Annotated in this window: 18 protein-coding genes; 4 read left to right on the top strand and 14 right to left on the bottom strand. The window is 33.7% G+C overall.

All coding sequences use genetic code 11. From position 1 onward, the window contains the following. Window positions 1–69: 69 nt before the first annotated feature. Together RDK80_RS15875 and RDK80_RS15870 are read right to left on the bottom strand one after the other, a co-directional pair. Window positions 70–1,290 carry a DUF438 domain-containing protein gene (locus tag RDK80_RS15875; protein WP_308524856.1) on the bottom strand — a complete coding sequence of 407 codons (1,221 nt, stop codon included), beginning with the start codon at window positions 1,288–1,290 and terminating at the stop codon, window positions 70–72. A 98-nt stretch (window positions 1,291–1,388) separates the two neighbouring features. Further along, window positions 1,389–2,351, bottom strand: coding sequence for a hypothetical protein (locus RDK80_RS15870; protein WP_308524855.1), 963 nt, complete (start codon window positions 2,349–2,351; stop codon window positions 1,389–1,391). A 168-nt stretch (window positions 2,352–2,519) separates the two neighbouring features. Here RDK80_RS15870 and RDK80_RS15865 point away from each other — a divergent pair, with 168 nt between their 5' ends. The 4 genes from RDK80_RS15865 (at window position 2,520) to RDK80_RS15850 (ending at window position 6,049) form a co-directional block, all read left to right on the top strand. Next, window positions 2,520–3,377 (top strand): CPBP family intramembrane glutamic endopeptidase, encoded by an 858-nt coding sequence (locus tag RDK80_RS15865; RefSeq protein ID WP_308524854.1) that lies wholly within the window; start codon window positions 2,520–2,522, stop codon window positions 3,375–3,377. Window positions 3,378–3,745: 368 nt separating this feature from the next. Beyond that, on the top strand, window positions 3,746–4,366 hold the full coding sequence (locus RDK80_RS15860; protein ID WP_308524853.1) for a TetR/AcrR family transcriptional regulator: 621 nt from the start codon (window positions 3,746–3,748) through the stop codon (window positions 4,364–4,366). Beyond that, window positions 4,363–5,253, top strand: coding sequence for an ABC transporter ATP-binding protein (locus RDK80_RS15855; RefSeq protein ID WP_308524852.1), 891 nt, complete (start codon window positions 4,363–4,365; stop codon window positions 5,251–5,253). Before RDK80_RS15860 ends, RDK80_RS15855 begins: the two co-directional genes overlap by 4 nt. Next, a complete protein-coding gene (locus RDK80_RS15850; RefSeq protein ID WP_308524851.1) occupies window positions 5,246–6,049 on the top strand; it encodes a hypothetical protein in 804 nt (267 codons plus the stop codon). The genes RDK80_RS15855 and RDK80_RS15850 overlap by 8 nt, the downstream gene beginning before the upstream one ends. 147 nt (window positions 6,050–6,196) lie before the next feature. Here the strand turns inward: RDK80_RS15850 and RDK80_RS15845 are convergent, their stop codons facing one another. The 12 genes from RDK80_RS15845 to RDK80_RS15790 all read right to left on the bottom strand — a co-directional run bounded on the left by RDK80_RS15845 (window position 6,197) and on the right by RDK80_RS15790 (window position 18,596). Continuing rightward, the gene (locus RDK80_RS15845; RefSeq protein WP_308524850.1) at window positions 6,197–6,835 is read right to left on the bottom strand and encodes a DUF3793 family protein; all 639 of its coding nucleotides are present in this window, start codon (window positions 6,833–6,835) and stop codon (window positions 6,197–6,199) included. A 10-nt stretch (window positions 6,836–6,845) separates the two neighbouring features. After that, window positions 6,846–7,271 (bottom strand): flavodoxin, encoded by a 426-nt coding sequence (locus RDK80_RS15840; RefSeq protein ID WP_308524849.1) that lies wholly within the window; start codon window positions 7,269–7,271, stop codon window positions 6,846–6,848. Window positions 7,272–7,321: 50 nt separating this feature from the next. Next, window positions 7,322–7,468 (bottom strand): FeoB-associated Cys-rich membrane protein, encoded by a 147-nt coding sequence (locus RDK80_RS15835; RefSeq protein ID WP_094903177.1) that lies wholly within the window; start codon window positions 7,466–7,468, stop codon window positions 7,322–7,324. Window positions 7,469–7,471: 3 nt separating this feature from the next. Then, the gene (feoB, locus tag RDK80_RS15830) at window positions 7,472–9,625 is read right to left on the bottom strand and encodes a ferrous iron transport protein B (protein WP_308524848.1); all 2,154 of its coding nucleotides are present in this window, start codon (window positions 9,623–9,625) and stop codon (window positions 7,472–7,474) included. Between the two features lie 27 nt (window positions 9,626–9,652). Beyond that, window positions 9,653–9,874, bottom strand: coding sequence for a FeoA family protein (locus RDK80_RS15825; RefSeq protein WP_308524847.1), 222 nt, complete (start codon window positions 9,872–9,874; stop codon window positions 9,653–9,655). 16 nt (window positions 9,875–9,890) lie between these two features. After that, entirely contained in the window at window positions 9,891–10,100 is a 210-nt protein-coding gene (locus RDK80_RS15820; protein WP_308524846.1) for a FeoA family protein, read from the bottom strand. Window positions 10,101–10,314: 214 nt separating this feature from the next. Then, complete coding sequence (locus tag RDK80_RS15815; protein WP_094903185.1) at window positions 10,315–10,605, bottom strand: DUF2325 domain-containing protein; 291 nt, start codon at window positions 10,603–10,605, stop codon at window positions 10,315–10,317. Window positions 10,606–11,085: 480 nt separating this feature from the next. Next, on the bottom strand, window positions 11,086–11,718 hold the full coding sequence (locus tag RDK80_RS15810; RefSeq protein ID WP_308524845.1) for a hypothetical protein: 633 nt from the start codon (window positions 11,716–11,718) through the stop codon (window positions 11,086–11,088). A 22-nt stretch (window positions 11,719–11,740) separates the two neighbouring features. Further along, window positions 11,741–14,842 (bottom strand): type I restriction endonuclease subunit R, encoded by a 3,102-nt coding sequence (locus RDK80_RS15805; protein WP_308524844.1) that lies wholly within the window; start codon window positions 14,840–14,842, stop codon window positions 11,741–11,743. Then, on the bottom strand, window positions 14,839–16,023 hold the full coding sequence (locus tag RDK80_RS15800) for a restriction endonuclease subunit S (protein WP_308524843.1): 1,185 nt from the start codon (window positions 16,021–16,023) through the stop codon (window positions 14,839–14,841). The genes RDK80_RS15805 and RDK80_RS15800 overlap by 4 nt, the downstream gene beginning before the upstream one ends. Further along, window positions 16,016–17,032 (bottom strand): virulence RhuM family protein, encoded by a 1,017-nt coding sequence (locus RDK80_RS15795; RefSeq protein ID WP_308524842.1) that lies wholly within the window; start codon window positions 17,030–17,032, stop codon window positions 16,016–16,018. Before RDK80_RS15795 ends, RDK80_RS15800 begins: the two co-directional genes overlap by 8 nt. Continuing rightward, window positions 17,025–18,596, bottom strand: coding sequence for a type I restriction-modification system subunit M (locus RDK80_RS15790; protein WP_308524841.1), 1,572 nt, complete (start codon window positions 18,594–18,596; stop codon window positions 17,025–17,027). Before RDK80_RS15790 ends, RDK80_RS15795 begins: the two co-directional genes overlap by 8 nt.

Raw genomic sequence — 18,596 nt, 5'->3', positions numbered from 1 at the left:
CAACAAGCCGCATAATTAATATTATCCAAAAGTCCGGATTAAAGGGTTCAGATCATAATGGTGGTTTTTTTATTCTGACATCAATCTTTTTTCTCCTGTTATTGCTTGAATAGGGGCTATATCCTGTGTAAATTCTAAAGTTCCTAGAAATTCTCCTTTTTCATCTCTCACAGCAAAATAACTAATTAAAATATATTTATCTCCCATCTTGATCCAAAAACTTTCACTATCTTTCTTTCCTCTTCTAAGATCGTCTACTAACTTATCTACTACATTTACAGATGCTGGTGGATGACAGTTTTCAACTGATCTACCAATCACCGCCTTAGTTCTGGCAAATATTCTTTCTTTTCCTTGGGAAAAATATTTAACTATATTATCCTTATCTACAAATGTCATATCTCCAGGTATACTATTTAATATATAATTAATTTCCTTAGATGTTAATATTCCTGTTTCAAATTTTATATAACCATCATCTACTGTATTCTTTGTCTCTTCTTTTGCCTTTTGTTCTACATTTACTCTTGCTCTATTCCATTTCCCTTCTGGAGCTATTAATGCATATCCTATCTCATCCGACTCATCATATATGCTAATCCATTCATCTTCTGTCAAAGTGTCTAAACACATAGGGAATAATATGCTATCTTCCTTAAATATCATTTCTTTTACCTGAATTAGCATCTCCTCCACTTTTTCAGCAACCTCATCTTTATTTCCCTTATAGGAAGTTAAAGATAATTTAATCTCCTTTATTTTAGCTCTTATTTCATCATCTACACCCCACATAACCTTCGGTGGTGCTGTGATTCCATACTTCTCTAGATATGGGAATATTAGGTTTTCCTTTCTGCTATAATGTTTATCAATATCCCAGAGTAAATTAATATCAGAGATTAAAGTGAATATATTTTCCTTTGAGTCATTTCCTTTAAATCTAACCAAATTAGGCTTGATTACATTTTCTATATGTTCCTCTATTGCCTTATTTTCCTGTCTCATAGTATAAATAGGATGTCCCGGTACTTCTTCAGGATGATGAATTTCTTCTATAGAGCCTTTAAATACAGCTGCATGAACATCACAAAGGTTTTGTATTTCTTCTATAGGTAATCCTTCTTTAACAAGCTGTACCTCCATTTCTGATATTTCTTTGGCAGATACTCCTTTAATTACCTCAGCAAATTTGGCCTTTACTTCTTCTACCGTTTTTCCTTCATGTAGCTCTTTAATTACTTCTTTAAGTATCTTTTGTCTATGTTCTCTATTATTAATTAATTCACTCATTTTATCACTCCTATATTCTATTTCTTAATATAATACCCCTTATACGCTAATATAATTAAGTAAATAAAAAAATTGCCCCTAAAATAGGAGCAATTCTTTTATTTACTTACTTCTAATGAAGACAATGCTTCATTTACAAGTGATACAACCTTATCCTCTACATCCTTATTTATTAAATTGTTGTTTTCTTTGATAACATCAATATATTTATTTACTACAAATGCTGTGGCTGAATCTTTTATTTTGGCTGTTTTATTATAGCTTTCTAATACATCATCATAAATCTTCTTTGTTTCAAAATCAGCTATTGGAGTATTATCTAGCCCTCCTAGATAGAGAGCTAGTTTGTTTTTATAGTTTCCTAGCATTTCTTCATATCTCTGTCCTTGAGAATATTTCTCTATATATTTCTCTGTTTTTATTATTCTATCGGCCAAATCATCATAGGAAATTCTTAGTCCAGCATCCATTGCTACTGGCTCATTTGAGTCCATAGCTTTAATCTCGATATATTCCTTCATTTCATCTGAAATATAATTATTGTATTGTTTTATTTTTTCATAGTCTATTATTGGATAGTAACTTCCTTCTAAATTTATAAGTTTATATTTACTATTTATTGTTTTTGTAATCTCGTCACGAAGCTTTTCATTCTGTATGTCTTTTATTTTATCCTCTGGGAAGAAAAGTTCTGTGCCTGCAATAGTCATTAGTTCTCCATTAGTATCTGCCTGAGAAATTTTATTGGTTGTAACATCTAAGGACTGATTAAGTATTTTCTCTAATTCTGATACCATCTTGTCCCCTTCTATCTGAGAAAGCTTTCCTATATTCTCATCTATAAAAAAGACTATCTTATCTAACTCTTTACCATTTAAAGCATTGTTAAATTCTGCCATAATCTTTTCTCTATCTTTTTCATTTGTCTCTAAATCTTCTGTAGGTCCTGCTGGATCTTTAACAGGATCTGTTATTGCTGGACTTTTCTTTTTACATCCTGAAAGAGTTGTAACTAAAACAACTAAAATAAGAATTATAGCCATATTTATTGACTTCTTCATAAATATCACCACTTTCATAATTATTTAATTAATATTATTATACCCAAACTATACCATATACTTAATAATAAGTCGTTACATTTCTATTACAAATCCTATGAAAAGCATTTCTATTTTATTTATTTTATTATACAATAGTATAGATGCATAAATGAAGGGTGGTTTATTATGGATATCAAAATATTAAAAAAAGAAAAGTCTATATATAAAGTGAATTTATTTTATCTTTGTACAATTATATGGTCTATATTTAGCCAATTCTTACCTACACCAGCAAATTCATATCAATATATAGCGTTTTTAATACCTATTAGTATTTATCTATTTTTCAATAGGTCTGAAGTGGAGAGAATACTGAGGCCAGATATGTTAGACTTAAAAAGTACAATAATTATATTCCTTATATGGCTGGCCTCATTACCCCTTATATTTCTAATTGTTGAATTATATATTTACTTTTTTGGAAGCACTTTAGCAGATATAGTATCTCAAGATACTCATAAAACCTTTGCTTTCAATCTATTTTTTACTGCAGTAACTCCTGCTATTTTAGAAGAAATCTTAATGAGGGGAATTATATTAGATGGATATAGAAATAAATCTAGATTAGTAGCTGCTACAATGAATGGTCTTATGTTTGGAATGTTACATTTAAATTCTTTCCAATTTTTCCATACCTTTATAGCAGGGTTTTTAGCCTCTTTTCTTGTATTCGCTACTAATTCCATATTTGCAGGCATTCTTATTCATATGATAAATAATGGTCTGCCTTTGACATTAAACTATTTATATCCTCCTAATCCTAATATTGGATATGCAGAGGATCCAAATTTTCTGTTATTAACTCTCTATGCTCTATTAGGTGTTATGTTTTTATTTCAATTGATTAAAGTATTATTTAAAATAAATAATATTCCTTTCAGAATAGATAAAGATTTATCTGATGAGAGGATTTTCAACCTGCCTTTGATATTGTCAATGTTTATATTTTTAGGATTTAGTGCTTTGATAATATTTTCACTTTAAGTGTTTTTTATTATATTGTATCATTAAAATAGTGAAGTTTTTATAATTGAAAAGATGATCCTTGCAAAATACAAGGATCATCTTTTCAATATCTCTTCTTAGTTTTATTATCCTCTACATAATAAACCTAATGCTTTTTAAATTCTTCTATAATTTAAAATATTATAGCTTTCCATGATATTAAATAATTAAATAAAAAGTAATATTTTTTATATCAATATCAAAAAATCAAGAATATTTATTTACTTAATATACTATTACTAATCCGTCTTTTCAATTAACAGAGCCTTGAAAAAAATAGTCAATGTAATACAATAATATTATATTGACTATTTGGGTTAAACCAATATAGTCAGAAAGGAGCCCCTATGAATAAGAAATTTTATGAATTACCAGAAGAAAAACAGATGCGAATAATAAATGCTGGCTTTGAAGTGTTTGGAAAAAACGAATATAAGAAAGCCTCAACTGAGGAAATTACTTCACGTGCAAATATATCTAAAGGACTACTTTTTTACTACTTCCATAATAAAAAATCTCTATATCTATTCTTATATTCATACGCAGAAAAACTTGTCAAAGAAAGTATTATTAATCTCCATTTTAATGAAATAACCGACTTTTTTGAGCTTTGTGAATATGCAGCTTTACAGAAATATAAGCTTTTACACAAATCTCCCCATATCATGGAATTTATAATGAGAGCATTTTATTCGCAAAGGGAAGACGTATCAGATGATATTAACAAGAAATTTCAGAGCCCAACTTCTGGATTTTTGGCAGAATATTTTTCAAAAATAGACTATTCCAAATTTAAGCCTGAAATCAATCCACAAGATATATTACAAATGCTAATATGGATGACAGATGGCTATCTTCATGAAAAACAAAGGCAAAATACCACATTTGTACTTGATGAATTAATGGATAAATACGAAATATGGTCAAAGATGCTTAAAAATATATCATACAAGGAGGAATATCTATGAGTGTAATTACTGTTTCAAATTTAACAAAGGATTATGGCAAAAACAGAGGGATTTTTGATCTGAGTTTTGAAATACAAAAGGGTGAGGTTTTCGGATATCTAGGACCAAATGGTGCTGGAAAAACTACAACTATTCGTCATCTACTTGGATTTCTGAATGCTGACAAAGGAGAATGCCATATCGGTCAGTTAAATTGTAGAACTGATGCTGAACAGATTCAAAGGGACTTAGGATATCTTCCAGGTGAAATAGCATTTTTTGACGACATGAGCGGAATCGGATATCTAAAATTTATAGCAAATATGCGTGGTATGAAAAACTTTGAAAAGATGAACGAATTAATATCATACTTTGAACTTGATCCCAGCGGACGCATCAAGAAAATGTCAAAAGGGATGAAACAGAAAATCGGAATTGTCAGTGCCTTTATGCATGACCCGTCAACACTTATTCTCGACGAACCCACATCTGGACTTGATCCCCTCATGCAAAATAAATTTATTGAACTTATACTCAATGAGAAAAGCAAAGGTAAAACAATTCTGATGTCATCTCATAGCTTTGAAGAAGTGGAGCGTACTTGTGACCGTATTGGTATTATTAAAAAGGGTAGATTTGTCACAATCGAAACGGTAGAAAATCTCAAAAAGGCACAGCGGAAAATATATAGTATTTCCCTACGAAACGAGAAGGCTGCCAAGGATTTCGCCACAGAACCTCTGGAGATTATCTCCATAAATGGAGATAAGGTTCAGGTTGCGATAAAAGATAATATCAAGGTACTAACAACAGCATTAGACCGTCATCCCGTAACAGGTATTGATGTAGTATCCCAGAGTCTTGAAGAAGTATTTATGTCATATTATGGAGGTGAAAATAATGCTTAACTCAGTGCTTTTAAAAAATACTCTAAGGTCAAATTATAAGTTGTTACTTATCTTTCTAGGTGTTCTTGCAATGTATATGACCATCATAATAGGAATGTTTGATCCCAATGATTTGGATATATTGAATCAGCTCGCCGCACTGAAATTATCACCAGAGCTACTTGCAGCATTCGGATTCACTTTAACAGACACAAGTCTTGTAGGATTTATTTCCTCTTATTTCTATGGACTTTTAATGCTGGCTCTTCCCATGGTATGTTATATTATTCTTGGTAACAGTCTTGTGGCAAAACTAGTGGATAGAGGTTCAATGGCAAGCGTTCTTTCCACTCCTATTTCAAGAAAAAAAGTTGCGTTTACACAAGGTATGTTTCTACTGGCAGCAATTACTTCTCTAGTAGCCTTTGTAACAGTTTGGGGTATTTTTATCTGTGAAATGAAATTTTCAGGACTTTTGGACATAAGTGCATTTATCAAAGTGAATTTTGGTGTATTGCTACTTCATTATGCAATCAGTGGTATTTGTTTTTTCTCTTCTTGTCTTTTTAATGAAAGTAAATTATCTCTTATGTTGGGTGCAGGTTTACCGATTGGGTTTTTGCTTATTCAAATGCTTCATAACGCAAATGGAGATATAAAAATATTGAAATATCTTACCATTTTTTCATTGTTTAGCCCACTTGATATAATTCATGGTGAAAATATTTTGATACAAATGCTTGTGCTTATAATTATTACTGTTACATTGTACATTGGAGGAATTATTGTATTTGATAAAAAGAATTTACCAATATAAATTGTATATCAAAAGCCACAGTCAATATTTATTAGAGTAGCTTTTAATGTTAGGTAAATCTTTCTGTCTATTTATATATCCTAACTTGAAACTAATAAAAAAGAAAAAATCCTAATTAGGATTTTTTCTTTTTTATGGAAAGTTATTTTAACTATTACACTCATATAATAATTGTTTGTGGTTTACATATAAATTTTTTATTTTATTTTTTCTATTTTCCAAGATATTTAATATGTAAACCTTCTTTGATTCATCATATAATGAAAAAATTTCTCTGTGATCATAGTTATTGGTATACACTTTCCAATACCCGTTAAATAAGCATTTATCTCCATTAATAAACCCTATTACATCCTCATATGGTATACCTAAAAATATACCACTTTCATGGGGAAAACTACCATTGACTATCCTTTCTCTCAGGCAATTCAAGCATCGTTCCAATTGAAAATTATTATTATAGCCAAATTCACATAATAGCTTATGATTTTTTTCTAATCTTAGATGTTCGGAAAGATTAGACCTATCATAAACTAGCAAAACAATGCCTTCCTTTGTTTCTTGAAGCGTAATCGACTCTAGATTATATCGCCCCAATATATTACAGCCATTTTCATTCCAGTAATTATAAAGCTTTCTTTTACAATTTTTTAATGTGATAGTAGATGCTGGCTTAATTCCTGTAATAACTGGAGATAACATACATCCGATAAAATTTTCTGCATATTCATCTTCGTCTAATAATTCAATTTTATTTAAGAAACTCATTAACAAATTGCCAGCCATTATTTACTTCCTATTTTACAATCCTTCTACCATAGTCCATACATTTATTTGCTTCTTCTCCCTCAGGGAATAAGTTAACTATACAACCTTCTTCAAATATATTTACTCCATAGGAACCCATTCTTTCGACCCAGTTCCTCATCCATTCTCCATCTCCCCAATCATAAGAGCCAAATAATCCTACAGTTCTATCCTTTACACTATCTTTTATAGACTCTACAAAAGGTTCCATTTCACTTTCTTCAATTGTCTCACTTCCCATTGAAGGAGAACCTAGCAATAATATATCTGAATTAACTACATCTTCTATTTTTGCATTTCCAACAGGAATTAACTTTACTTCAGAACCATTTTCCTGTGCTCCTTTGGCTATTAAATTAGCCATTTCTTCTGTATTACCTGTGCCTGACCAATATATTACAGATACTTTTTTCATATTTACTACCTTCCTTTCTAGTTTGAATTTAGATTTATTTAATAGTATTGTTAATGACAACTATTTCCACTTTCAGATTGATCACAGCCGCTGCATCCACATCCACAGCCACTGCCATTTTTCTTTGATTTATATATGCTGCGTATAGCTAAAGCTATAGCTATCAATACAATAGCACCAACAATGTATGTTCCCATAAATTATCTCACCGCCATTCCTTCTTTCCCCTTAGATTGTTTTTGGACTTGATCAGGGGAATATGGTTTTTTAAATAACATAAATATCATCAAAGCAGCAAAGATAAAGGCAAATACAGTACCAATGCCAAATCCATTGCCTTGAATAAGCATTCCAATCTGATACACAATTAGAGATACAACATATGCAAGAGCACATTGATATCCTATGGCAAAAATAGTCCATTTACCAGACATCATTTCCCTTCTAAGTGCTCCTATGGCAGCAAAGCAAGGTGCACACAATAGGTTGAATATAAGGAATGAATATGCAGATAATTGAGTAAAAGCAGCTGCAAATTGAGGCCAATATTCGGCACCATCTTCTGCTACTTCAGCAAATCCATAGAGAATTCCAAAGGTCCCTACTACATTTTCTTTTGCTATAAGCCCAGTAATAGACGCAACTGCCGGTTTCCAATCTCCCCATCCTAAAGGTGAAAATATCGGTGCAATGACATTACCTATACCAGCTAAAATAGATTCTTCCGCATCAACCATTTGCATTGACCAGTTGAAACTGCTCAAGAACCAAATTAAAATCGTTGCTAATAATACAATAGTTCCTGCTTTTTTTACGAAGGCTAAACCACGCTCATACATAGTTCTTAAAACGCCTTTAACCTTTGGAAGATGGTATGCTGGCAATTCTATGATAAAAGGTGACGGCTCACTTGCAAATAATTTGGTCTTCTTCAACATAATGCCTGAAACAATGATAGCTGCTATACCTACAAAATATGCAGATGGGGCTACCCATACTGATTCTGGAAATAGTGCACCAGAAATCAATGCAATTATAGGTAATTTGGCACCACAAGGCATAAAAGTTGTTGTCATGACTGTCATTCTACGTTCATTATCATTTTCAATAGTACGAGAAGCCATAATTCCAGGAACACCACATCCAGTAGATACTAATATTGGTATAAATGACTTACCAGACAAACCAAATTTTCTAAATATCCTATCCATTACAAAGGCAATACGAGCCATATATCCACAATCTTCTAAAATCGCTAAGCATAAAAACAATACAAGCATTTGAGGCAAGAAACCAAGAACGGCTCCTACACCTGCAACAATTCCATCAAGAATCAATGAACTTAGCCACTCGGCAGTTCCCATACTTTCAAGAAAACCTCCTATAGTTTCAGGAACTATTTCACCAAATAGACTGTCATTTACCCAGTCAGTCATAGCTGTTCCTACAGTGGAAATAGAAATATAATAAATAAGAAACATAACCATTGCAAAAATCGGTAATGCCAAAATTCGATTAGTTACAATTCTATCAATCTTATCCGATGTAGTAAGTCTAGATTTATTCTTTACCTTGAAACATTGTTTAATAATGGATGATATGTATGTGTACCGTTCATTTGTGATAATACTTTCACTATCATCGTCAAATTTCTGTTCACAATCTACAATTATATCTTCTATCTGTTGCTGTAATTCAGTTCTAAAGGATGTTTCTTTTAATATTTCCTTATCTCGCTCAAATAACTTTATAGCATACCATCTTATACTTGAGCTGTTAATCTTGTCTTTAACTAAATCACTGATTCTATTTAGCGCATCTTCAACTGGTTCCGAAAAAGTATGCTGTGGAACAGATTTAGCATTTGATTGTACGAGAGCCACAGCTTTTTCCACAGCGTCCTTGGAACCAATACCTTTAATAGCAGATGTTTCAACCACTTCACATCCTAAAGCTTTGCTAAGCTTTTTAATATCTATGATATCACCATTTTTCTTAACGATATCGATCATATTAAGTGCTACAACTACTGGAACTCCAATCTCTGTAAGCTGAGTAGTAAGATATAGGTTCCTTTCAAGATTTGAAGCATCAACAATATTAATTATTGCATCTGGTTTTTCTTTAATTAAATAATTCCTTGATACAACCTCTTCCAATGAATATGGAGACAATGAATATATACCAGGTAAATCCTGAATAATAATATCTTTATTAGCCTTTAGCCTTCCATCTTTTTTCTCAACTGTTACCCCGGGCCAGTTACCTACGTGCTGATTACTTCCAGTCAAATCATTAAACATGGTCGTTTTCCCACTATTGGGATTTCCTGCCAATGCAATTGTTTTAGACATAAGATTATTCCTCCTCTCATAATTTTCTTAATCTACTTCCACCATTTTCGCATCACTTTTCCTTATACTAAGCTCATATCCACGAACATTTAGCTCTATAGGGTCTCCTAAAGGAGCCACCTTTCGAACCATAACCTGTGTACCTTTTGTCAATCCCATATCCATAATCCTGCGCTTAATAGAACCTTCACCATGAAGTTTTAATACAGTTACGGTCTCCCCGCAAGCAATTTGATTAAGGGTTTTCATTTTTTATTCCTCCTCTTTAAACTAAAATTTTACTAGCCATCTGACTATCGATGGCTACCCTTGTATCCTTTACATTTACAATAAGATTTCCCTTGATTTTAGATATAATTACTATATCCTCGCCAACGACAAATCCTAAGCTGCCTAAAAATCTTTTAGTCTCATCTCTTCCGTTTATCTGCTTTATTGAGATTTTTTCACCTTCATTTACAAATGTGAGAGGCATCATACTTCATCTCCTTTCTCCTCTAACTTTGTTGAATAAATAAAAATCTAATTAATACTATTGTATCGATATTGATAATCATTATCAATATGGTTGTAAAAAAATATTGATTTTGCTCTTAATTAAAAATCAATTTTATAAATTATATTATATGTTTATTAGTTAAATTCGTAATATCTAAGTTTGCCGCATTCTTATATTACTCTACTAGATATTAACAAACCTTAACTTTTAATTGAAGTAATGTTTCTTCAAGAGAATTTTTACTGCTTGTATGACATCTCAATATAGGTATCTTTTTCCTCTTGGCCTCTTTGGTAGCAGTAAGTGCCATCTTATGAGAAACCGTATTTGTAAATAAAACAATAGCTTGTGGCTCTCCAATATTCTTATTAAATCTAGATGGCATCTGTGTAAAAATTTTCATCTTATATCCGTGTTTATCTCCGATCTCCCTATAATCATCATGCATTCTATCGTGTCCACCTACTAAAACTATGCACATTATGTACCCTTTAACATAAAAATGCTTATAATGTATTATTTATGCTAAAGGACTCCCTCCTTTCTTTTGAAAATTAGTTAAGGCTTTTACTATTATCCTTAATATAATTCACTAATTGATAATCATTATCAATTAGCCTTTTAAAAAAAACCACTTTCCTATCAAGTAGTTACTTTTATCCCTATAATAATTGACATAACTATTCTTTTATTTGTATCGTATGATATCAAAATAACTATTAAATGTCAATAAAAACTTATAATATATTTCCTTTTATTTTTATCAATATAAAAGGTCCCCAAAAGAAGCGTTCACTTAGGGATTGAAGAAAAACTTAAATGAACAGCTTCAAGCGGACCAAAAAGAGACCAGTCACAATCTGGCATGAATGCTTGATTGTGACTGGTCTTTTGCTTCAAATCGTTAGGATAAAATTTTATTAATGCAGCCTTGGATTTAATACAATATGTCCAATTTGCTTTATTCTGTAATCTTGGATGCATGAGTATCGCCAATTTTGGTAGATGGTATAAGTTTTTTGATTTCTTTTACCTCTTTCAAAAGATTGTCCACACTGCCTTTCAACTCATCTATCTCTGAAATATAGATTAGCATAGTAGCATATTGAGAAAAATCTATTGTTGTTTGCTCTTTATATTTTTTGCGGTACTTGCCAAGCTTTTTGTATTTGTAATCTATTGTCAATTTTTTGATATTATAATCCTTAATAATTGTTCCAGTAATAATGTCCAATGAAAAAACATAAAAGCGCTTTGGGAAAATCTTAACTTCCGATTTTTCAAGGCTAGCAACACGCTCCTGAGTTTTTTGAGGGAGTTGTTTTACAAATTCTTCACTTAGTTTTATTGAAGAAACCTCAAGAGGGCATTCCCCAACATTTCTTATGACCAGGCAAGCAAGTGAAGATCTGACCAGTTCGAAAGAAACTTGAAGGTAAGGCCGTTCTTTGTTTTTACGTTCAATAAGAAGAAATAGTATCGTAATCCAAGCAGCAACAACTGAAAATATTTGAATAATTGTATCCCACTGAGGAAAGGCCATCTGTTTTTCTAATGCTTCAGCTACTCTTAATATCAACTCATTTGTATCCATTATCCACCTCTCAATATCATTATTACACCAACCCTAAATACTTCTCAAAGAATAACATCAGTTTTTCAATAATCCCTTGCTTTTTCGCAGCCCTGCCTCCGCCAAAGCGAGATACAGGTGGCATGATTTTATCAATGGCTGTACCGGTTGTTTTAAGCATTCCATCTCGGAAAGCATTGTCGATGAAACGGCGCGTTTCTTCAGGCTTTAATTTCTCTTCTTCTATAATTGCTGAAATATCCGCTTCCTTACGCTCATGGAGGAATTTTCGCCAATCCTCATCCACTTTGGTCGATACATTGACTTGCTCTATAAAACGCTCGATAAGCTCTTTCTTGCTTCGAAGTTCAATACTCGAATTGATAGCCTTATCAATGGTCGTAAGAATGGTTTTATCTTTACAGTTGGACTTTTGATATTTGGCTACAAGCATAAGGATGTAGTCAATATTTACCTCTATCTGCTTGACCAGTTCAATCTCAAAAACTATGTCATCATTGATAGTTTCTTTGTCACCATCAGCACCTTTTCTGTATTCCTGATACAGGTCAATATAAATGCTCTGATAGTCCTGAAAATCCCTTTCAGATAAAATCTCATTTCCTTCAAAGTCATCGAAGGAAGTAAGAATATTTCTGAGTCGAAGTATTGCTCCATATAACCGGATAAAGTCTTTTTCTGCTTCTTCTCCGATAATAGGTTGGCCAAGGGGATACTGTGTTGTAAGAGTTGCAATCAGTTCTGCATAGCCCGGCTTATATTCATCTTTATCATCATAGCCGTTATAGTATTCTTCGTATGTTTTTAACAGTACAATACCGCCTGCATCCTTATTGCCGAATAGTGCAATAGCTTTGTCTGTTTCTTCTTTCAAATCTCTAAAGCAAACGATATTACCATAAGTCTTAACGCTGTTTAGGATGCGGTTAGTCCTTGAAAACGCCTGAATCAGTCCATGCTGCTTCAGGTTTTTATCTACCCATAACGTATTCAGGGTTGTTGCATCAAAGCCTGTCAGAAACATATTGACAACAATCAATATATCAATCTCCCGATTCTTTACACGAAGAGAGAGGTCTTTATAATAATTCTGGAACTTATCCGAGGAAGTATCGTAATTCGTACTAAATGTGGAATTGTAATCTCGGATAGCCACCTCAAGAAAATCTCTGGAACTCTGGTCAAGGTTTTCCATATTAAAATCCTCTTCAGGAAGCAGTCCATCTGGCTCTTCTTCATTTGCACTAAAACTGAAAATAGTTGCAATGGTAAGGTTACGGTTCTTTTCCGCTATCTGCTTCTTAAACTCATTATAGTATCTGATTGCCATTGGGATGGATGCAGCAGCAAATATGGAGTTGAAACCGGCAACTCGCCTTGTTTCACGCTTTTCTATCATCTTTTTAGGGTTGTGCTTATTTGCTTCTTCCCATTTCGCAGAGAATGTGTAATAACTATTGCGCTTCGTCTTCTGATCAAAGTGTTCAAGAACGTAAGAAACAATTTCACTGATTCGCTGTGGATCTGCTAAGGCTTTTTCTCTATCTATGCTATAGACTTTTTTATCATTAACGTAATCAGGCATTTTGATGGTATTAATAAAATCTATTCTAAAAGGCAGAACATTCCCATCATTGATGGCATCCACAATGGTATAGGTATGTAGCTTTTCTCCAAAGGCCTGCTCGGTTGTACGAAGCAGTGGGTTACCTCCTGAACTGGCATTAGCAGCAAAAATCGGAGTTCCCGTAAAGCCGAAGATATGGTAGTTCTTAAAGCTCTTTGTGATAGCTTGATGCATTTCACCAAATTGGGAACGGTGGCACTCATCAAAAATCAGCACCACGTGTTTCTTATAAATATCATGCTGTTTGTTTTTACGGATAAATATATCCAACTTCTGAATAGTGGTTACAATGATTTTGTATTCATGAAGATTTCCTTTTTCGTCCCTGTCTTCCAATTGTCTTTGAAGAACTCTTGTGGACGTATTACCATTAGCAGCTCCCTTTTCAAAACGGTCATATTCCTTCATCGTCTGATAGTCCAGATCTTTACGGTCAACAACAAACAGTACCTTGTCTATATAAGGCAAGGCAGAAGCTAATTGGGCTGTCTTAAAACTGGTCAATGTCTTACCAGAGCCTGTTGTATGCCAAATATATCCTCCAGCTGCAGTTGTGCCCATCTTCTTGTAGTTGGTTGATACTACAATACGTGATAATATACGTTCTGCCGCAGCTATTTGATAAGGACGCATTACAAGGAGCAGATCTTCAGATGTAAAAATACAATATTTTGTTAGTATATTTAAGAGGGTATGTTTGGCAAAAAAAGTTTTAGTAAAATCCACAAGGTCAGGAATAATTTTGTTATTTGCATCTGCCCAAAAGCTGGTAAACTCAAAACTGTTGCTTGTTTTTTTGCTTCTTCGACGTTCACTGCTGCTTTGCTCCTTGATATGAGCATTTCTTGTGGTGTTACTATAATACTTTGTATGGGTGCCATTGGAGATTACGAATATTTGTACATACTCAAATAAACCAGAAGCCGCCCAAAAGCTGTCACGCTGGTATCTTTTTATCTGGTTGAAGGCTTCACGGATAGCAACACCACGACGCTTTAACTCCACATGAACAAGGGGAAGTCCATTGACAAGTATAGTCACATCATATCGGCTTTCGTGCTTTCCACCAGCTTCTTCGTATTGATTAATAACCTGCAGGCGATTGTTATGGATATTCTTTTTATCCAAAAGGTATATGTTCTTTGTTGTCCCATCTTCACGTTTTAGAATTTGGATATGGTCATCCTGAATTTTTCTGGTTTTTTCAACAATACCCTCATTTGTATTTGCTATACATTCTGTGAAAAATCTATCCCATTCGCTATCAGTAAAGGTGAAGTCATTAAGCAGTTCAAGTTGCTTTCGGAGATTTTCTATCAATGCAGCTTCATTGTGCACTGAAATATATTCATATCCTTGTGAAGTCAGTTGCCTAATAAAGTCGCGCTCAAGTTCTGCCTCGCTCTGATACTTTTCAGGACGGACATTATATTCAGCTGCATATTCAGCAACAACCGTTGCTTCTTCAGTACTTGCAACGATGTTGTATATACTCATGCCGTCACCTCCTTGAAAGATAAAAGTTTATCCCTGTAATATTCATATTGCTTTTGCCTAGCTTCGATTTCAGCAGGAATGCCGCTGGTTAAGTCGTTGCAGAGAGCGTCAAAGCGATCGAGGATAGCTACGATGCGCTCTTGTTCCTCAATGGGAGGGACAGGAATCCGATAACCCTTAACATTTGCGTCGGATATTGCTGGATAACTTGCACCTTGTTGATACTTTTCAACATGATAATAAAAAGAAGAAGATGCAATGTGATATAAAACCCATTTTTGTAGAACATTATCTGTATTTGCCCTTAAAACACAAAATCCAGTGCTACATATTTCTCCATCATATTCACTATCAATTAAACAATATCTTTTTAATAAAGGTCTTGTAGTAGCGAACAAAATATCGCCTGCCTTTACGATTTGTTGTGCCCTACTTGGTGCATTGTTTTTATTGATTTCCTGTGTTTCAGTAATATAATGTAGTTCTCTATCAACTGACGTTAAATCAATATATTTGTAAGTTGTTGATTCATCTTCCAAAGACCATTTTATATTTGATGTTGGTAGGGTGCATTCTTTAAGCGAAATCCACTTAACAGTATCTTCGTTAAGATCAGTCAATAGTAGATCCCTATAATACTCATACTGCTTTCTTCTTGCTGTAAGCTCTGCTGTAAGCTCTGCTGTAAGCTCTGCTGTAAGCTCTGTGAAATTGTCCAGAATACGGACAATTTCCTGCTGCACAGGTAGAGGTGGGAGGGGGATATAAAATTCCTCTACTTGTTTTTTTGATACTGCTGGGATTCCACCTTTTTGTTGTTCATTTATTAATTTATTTTCACTATTTTTTAAGACATAATAAGTAAAATTCCAATCAAGATACTTCTCTTTTACTGAAATAGTGTAGCAGCTATTACCAGCCCAAAAATCTACAAATACACGATTAACAAATCCAGCATTTGCACCTCTTGCACTAATAATTATTTTATTAGCTGTTCTATTAAATTCATCATAAAAACCAGTATTTGAAGTTCCCCCATTATAAACAGGATAAACTCCATTAGGGTTCTGTTTATTTTTATGGACAAATTCTCCAATAGAAACAGATGCAACTTCTTTTAATTTTTTATATTCCACCCCATTGGGGCAAAACTCCTTAATCAATTCGTCCAACCTACTCATTTCCGTCACCGCCTTTAACCATCAGCTTTTTTACCTCACGATCAAAATCAGAAATAATTTTTTGCGTTTTATTAAAGTGAATATATTCTTCTTCTGCCTTTGCATCAGCCTGTTTTTTTGAAATGCTTCCCTTATCCTTTAAAATCTTATATTTTCTGAAGGATAGAAACTCATTAATGCTTTCTGAGAACTCTTCCATTGTAAAAGTGTTTTCCCTTTCAATCAAATCTTCGATATAATCAAAATAACCGGAAATCGCCCTTTCCAATTGCTTTATTTGTTTTTCTTCAAGATAGTTTTTGGCAACTGTGACATCTGATTTTAATATTCGCCCTTCAGGAGCGTTTTTCCATGTTGTAAGCCCCATATTTTCTTTATTGCGATCGGCTTTTGAATGAATAATTTCTGCCGCTGTTTGTCCAGTGATAGCATAATGAAATTTATTTTGCACCATGGCATAAAAATCACGTGTAACCTGTGCATCCTTGTCATAATCTATACTGCACTCGGCAAATATATCGGTGATTTGCTGCCAAATACGTCTTTCACTCGCTCTAATTGAACGAACACGTTCAAGAAGTTCACGGAAATAGTCCTTGCCAAAAGCAGTTTTACCCTGCTTCAATCTTTCATCATCCATAGCAAAGCCTTTTATCATATACTCTTTTAATACGCCGGTCGCCCAAATTCTAAAATGTGTAGCTTTGCGTGAATTAACACGATAACCAACTGAAATAATGGCATCAAGATTATAGAACTTTATTTTCCTTTTTACTTTTCTTGTGCCTTCCTGCTGAACTACCGAGAATTCCTCGGTAGTTGAATTTTCATTAAGCTCACCATCTGCGTATATATTTTTTAGGTGAAAAGATATATTATCTGTCGTACAATCAAACAATTCTGCCATTGCTTTTTGGGTTAACCAAATGGTTTCGTCTTTAATAATTGCATTAACTGATACATTTTCTTCAGGAGTGTTATATATTAAAAATTGAAGTTCCTTACTCATTTGCCACCTCTATTTCCGCAATAATCTTATCTATTTCTTCCCTCAAAACCTGCTCTCTCGCCACAATCTTTTCTATCTCAGCATTGAGGGCAACAATATCAATTTTTTCTCTGGTATCCTCCTGTTCCACATATGTTGAAACAGACAGGTTATAGTCCTCTTCAGCTATTTCGCTGTTTGGCACAAGCCTAGCAAAATGCTCAATATCTTTCCTATCTTTGAATGCGTTAAGAATGGTCTCAATATTTTCCTGTGTTAGTTTGTTGTTATTCGTAACCTTGACAAATTCCTTTGATGCATCGATAAATAAGGTGCTATTTTCCGATTTAGATTTCTTTAGAACCATAATGCAGGTAGCAATGCTGGTACCATAGAACAAGTTATCCGGTAACTGAATGATACAGTCGATATAGTTATTGTCAATCAGGTACTGCCTGATTTTCTTTTCAGCTCCACCACGGTACATTACACCGGGGAAACAAACGATAGCCGCTGTTCCGTTTGTTGCAAGCCAAGAGAGACTATGCATAATAAAAGCAAGGTCTGCCTTAGACTTAGGAGCCAATACTCCGGCTGGAGAAAAACGGGGATCGTTAATCAAAATAGGATCATTGTCGCCCTTCCATTTAATGGAGTAAGGTGGATTTGATACAATGGCTTCAAAAGGCTCATCATCCCAATGGTGCGGATCTGTTAGTGTGTCCCCAAGGGCAATATCAAATTTGTCATAATCAATATCGTGGAGGAACATATTGATTCGGCACAGGTTGTAGGTTGTAATGTTGATTTCTTGACCAAAAAATCCTTGACGTACATTTTCTTTTCCTAAGATTTTTGCAAACTTTAGCAGTAGAGAACCGGAACCACAAGCGGGGTCATATACCTTGTTGACTTCAGTTTTTCCTACTAATGTTAGGTGGGTAAGGAGTTCAGAAACCTCCTGTGGCGTATAGTATTCACCACCACTTTTTCCTGCATTGGATGCATACATACCCATTAAGAATTCATAGGCATCACCAAAGGCATCAATGGTATTGTCTTTGTAATCGCCCAGCTTCATTTCTCCAACAGAATTCAATAGCTTAACCAGCTTTTCATTACGCTTTACTACAGTGTTACCTAGCTTATTGCTGTTAACATCAATATCGTCAAACAAGCCTTTGAAATTATCTTCACTCTCTGTTCCTTGGGCAGATGCTTCTATATTACTGAAAATCTGCTCTAGTGTTTCATTTAAGTTTTCATCGTCCTTTGCACGAGCTCGGACATTTTCAAAAAGCTCGCTGGGTAAGATAAAGAAGCCTTTTGTCTTAACTAAATCCTCTCGTGCCTGTTCTGCTTCTTCGTCGGATAACTTGGTATAATCAAAATCCCTATTACCAGCTTCCCATTCTCCGGCGTTAATATAGGCAGTAATATTTTCAGATATGTAACGGTAAAAAAGCATTCCTAGAACATATTGCTTAAAGTCCCATCCATCTACACTGCCTCTTAGATCATTTGCCATATTCCATATGGTGCGGTGTAATTCCGCCCGTTCCTGTTCTTTTCTGTTATTTTCCAT

Source organism: uncultured Tissierella sp. (assembly GCF_902479755.1).
GTDB classification, from domain to species: domain Bacteria; phylum Bacillota; class Clostridia; order Tissierellales; family Tissierellaceae; genus Tissierella; species Tissierella carlieri.
Note: the sequence above shows the minus strand (reverse complement) of the source record. Positions and strands in the feature narration are given on the sequence as shown.

Bases quoted from the DNA above. Each gene is read 5' to 3' on its own strand.
- RDK80_RS15875 (WP_308524856.1), bottom strand. From the start codon at position 1,290: ATGAGTGAATTAATTAATAATAGAGAACATAGACAAAAGATACTTAAA.
- RDK80_RS15870 (WP_308524855.1), bottom strand. From the start codon at position 2,351: ATGAAGAAGTCAATAAATATGGCTATAATTCTTATTTTAGTTGTTTTA.
- RDK80_RS15865 (WP_308524854.1), top strand. From the start codon at position 2,520: ATGGATATCAAAATATTAAAAAAAGAAAAGTCTATATATAAAGTGAAT.
- RDK80_RS15860 (WP_308524853.1), top strand. From the start codon at position 3,746: ATGAATAAGAAATTTTATGAATTACCAGAAGAAAAACAGATGCGAATA.
- RDK80_RS15855 (WP_308524852.1), top strand. From the start codon at position 4,363: ATGAGTGTAATTACTGTTTCAAATTTAACAAAGGATTATGGCAAAAAC.
- RDK80_RS15850 (WP_308524851.1), top strand. From the start codon at position 5,246: ATGCTTAACTCAGTGCTTTTAAAAAATACTCTAAGGTCAAATTATAAG.
- RDK80_RS15845 (WP_308524850.1), bottom strand. From the start codon at position 6,835: ATGGCTGGCAATTTGTTAATGAGTTTCTTAAATAAAATTGAATTATTA.
- RDK80_RS15840 (WP_308524849.1), bottom strand. From the start codon at position 7,271: ATGAAAAAAGTATCTGTAATATATTGGTCAGGCACAGGTAATACAGAA.
- RDK80_RS15835 (WP_094903177.1), bottom strand. From the start codon at position 7,468: ATGGGAACATACATTGTTGGTGCTATTGTATTGATAGCTATAGCTTTA.
- feoB (WP_308524848.1), bottom strand. From the start codon at position 9,625: ATGTCTAAAACAATTGCATTGGCAGGAAATCCCAATAGTGGGAAAACG.
- RDK80_RS15825 (WP_308524847.1), bottom strand. From the start codon at position 9,874: ATGAAAACCCTTAATCAAATTGCTTGCGGGGAGACCGTAACTGTATTA.
- RDK80_RS15820 (WP_308524846.1), bottom strand. From the start codon at position 10,100: ATGCCTCTCACATTTGTAAATGAAGGTGAAAAAATCTCAATAAAGCAG.
- RDK80_RS15815 (WP_094903185.1), bottom strand. From the start codon at position 10,605: ATGTGCATAGTTTTAGTAGGTGGACACGATAGAATGCATGATGATTAT.
- RDK80_RS15810 (WP_308524845.1), bottom strand. From the start codon at position 11,718: ATGGATACAAATGAGTTGATATTAAGAGTAGCTGAAGCATTAGAAAAA.
- RDK80_RS15805 (WP_308524844.1), bottom strand. From the start codon at position 14,842: ATGAGTATATACAACATCGTTGCAAGTACTGAAGAAGCAACGGTTGTT.
- RDK80_RS15800 (WP_308524843.1), bottom strand. From the start codon at position 16,023: ATGAGTAGGTTGGACGAATTGATTAAGGAGTTTTGCCCCAATGGGGTG.
- RDK80_RS15795 (WP_308524842.1), bottom strand. From the start codon at position 17,032: ATGAGTAAGGAACTTCAATTTTTAATATATAACACTCCTGAAGAAAAT.
- RDK80_RS15790 (WP_308524841.1), bottom strand. From the start codon at position 18,596: ATGGAAAATAACAGAAAAGAACAGGAACGGGCGGAATTACACCGCACC.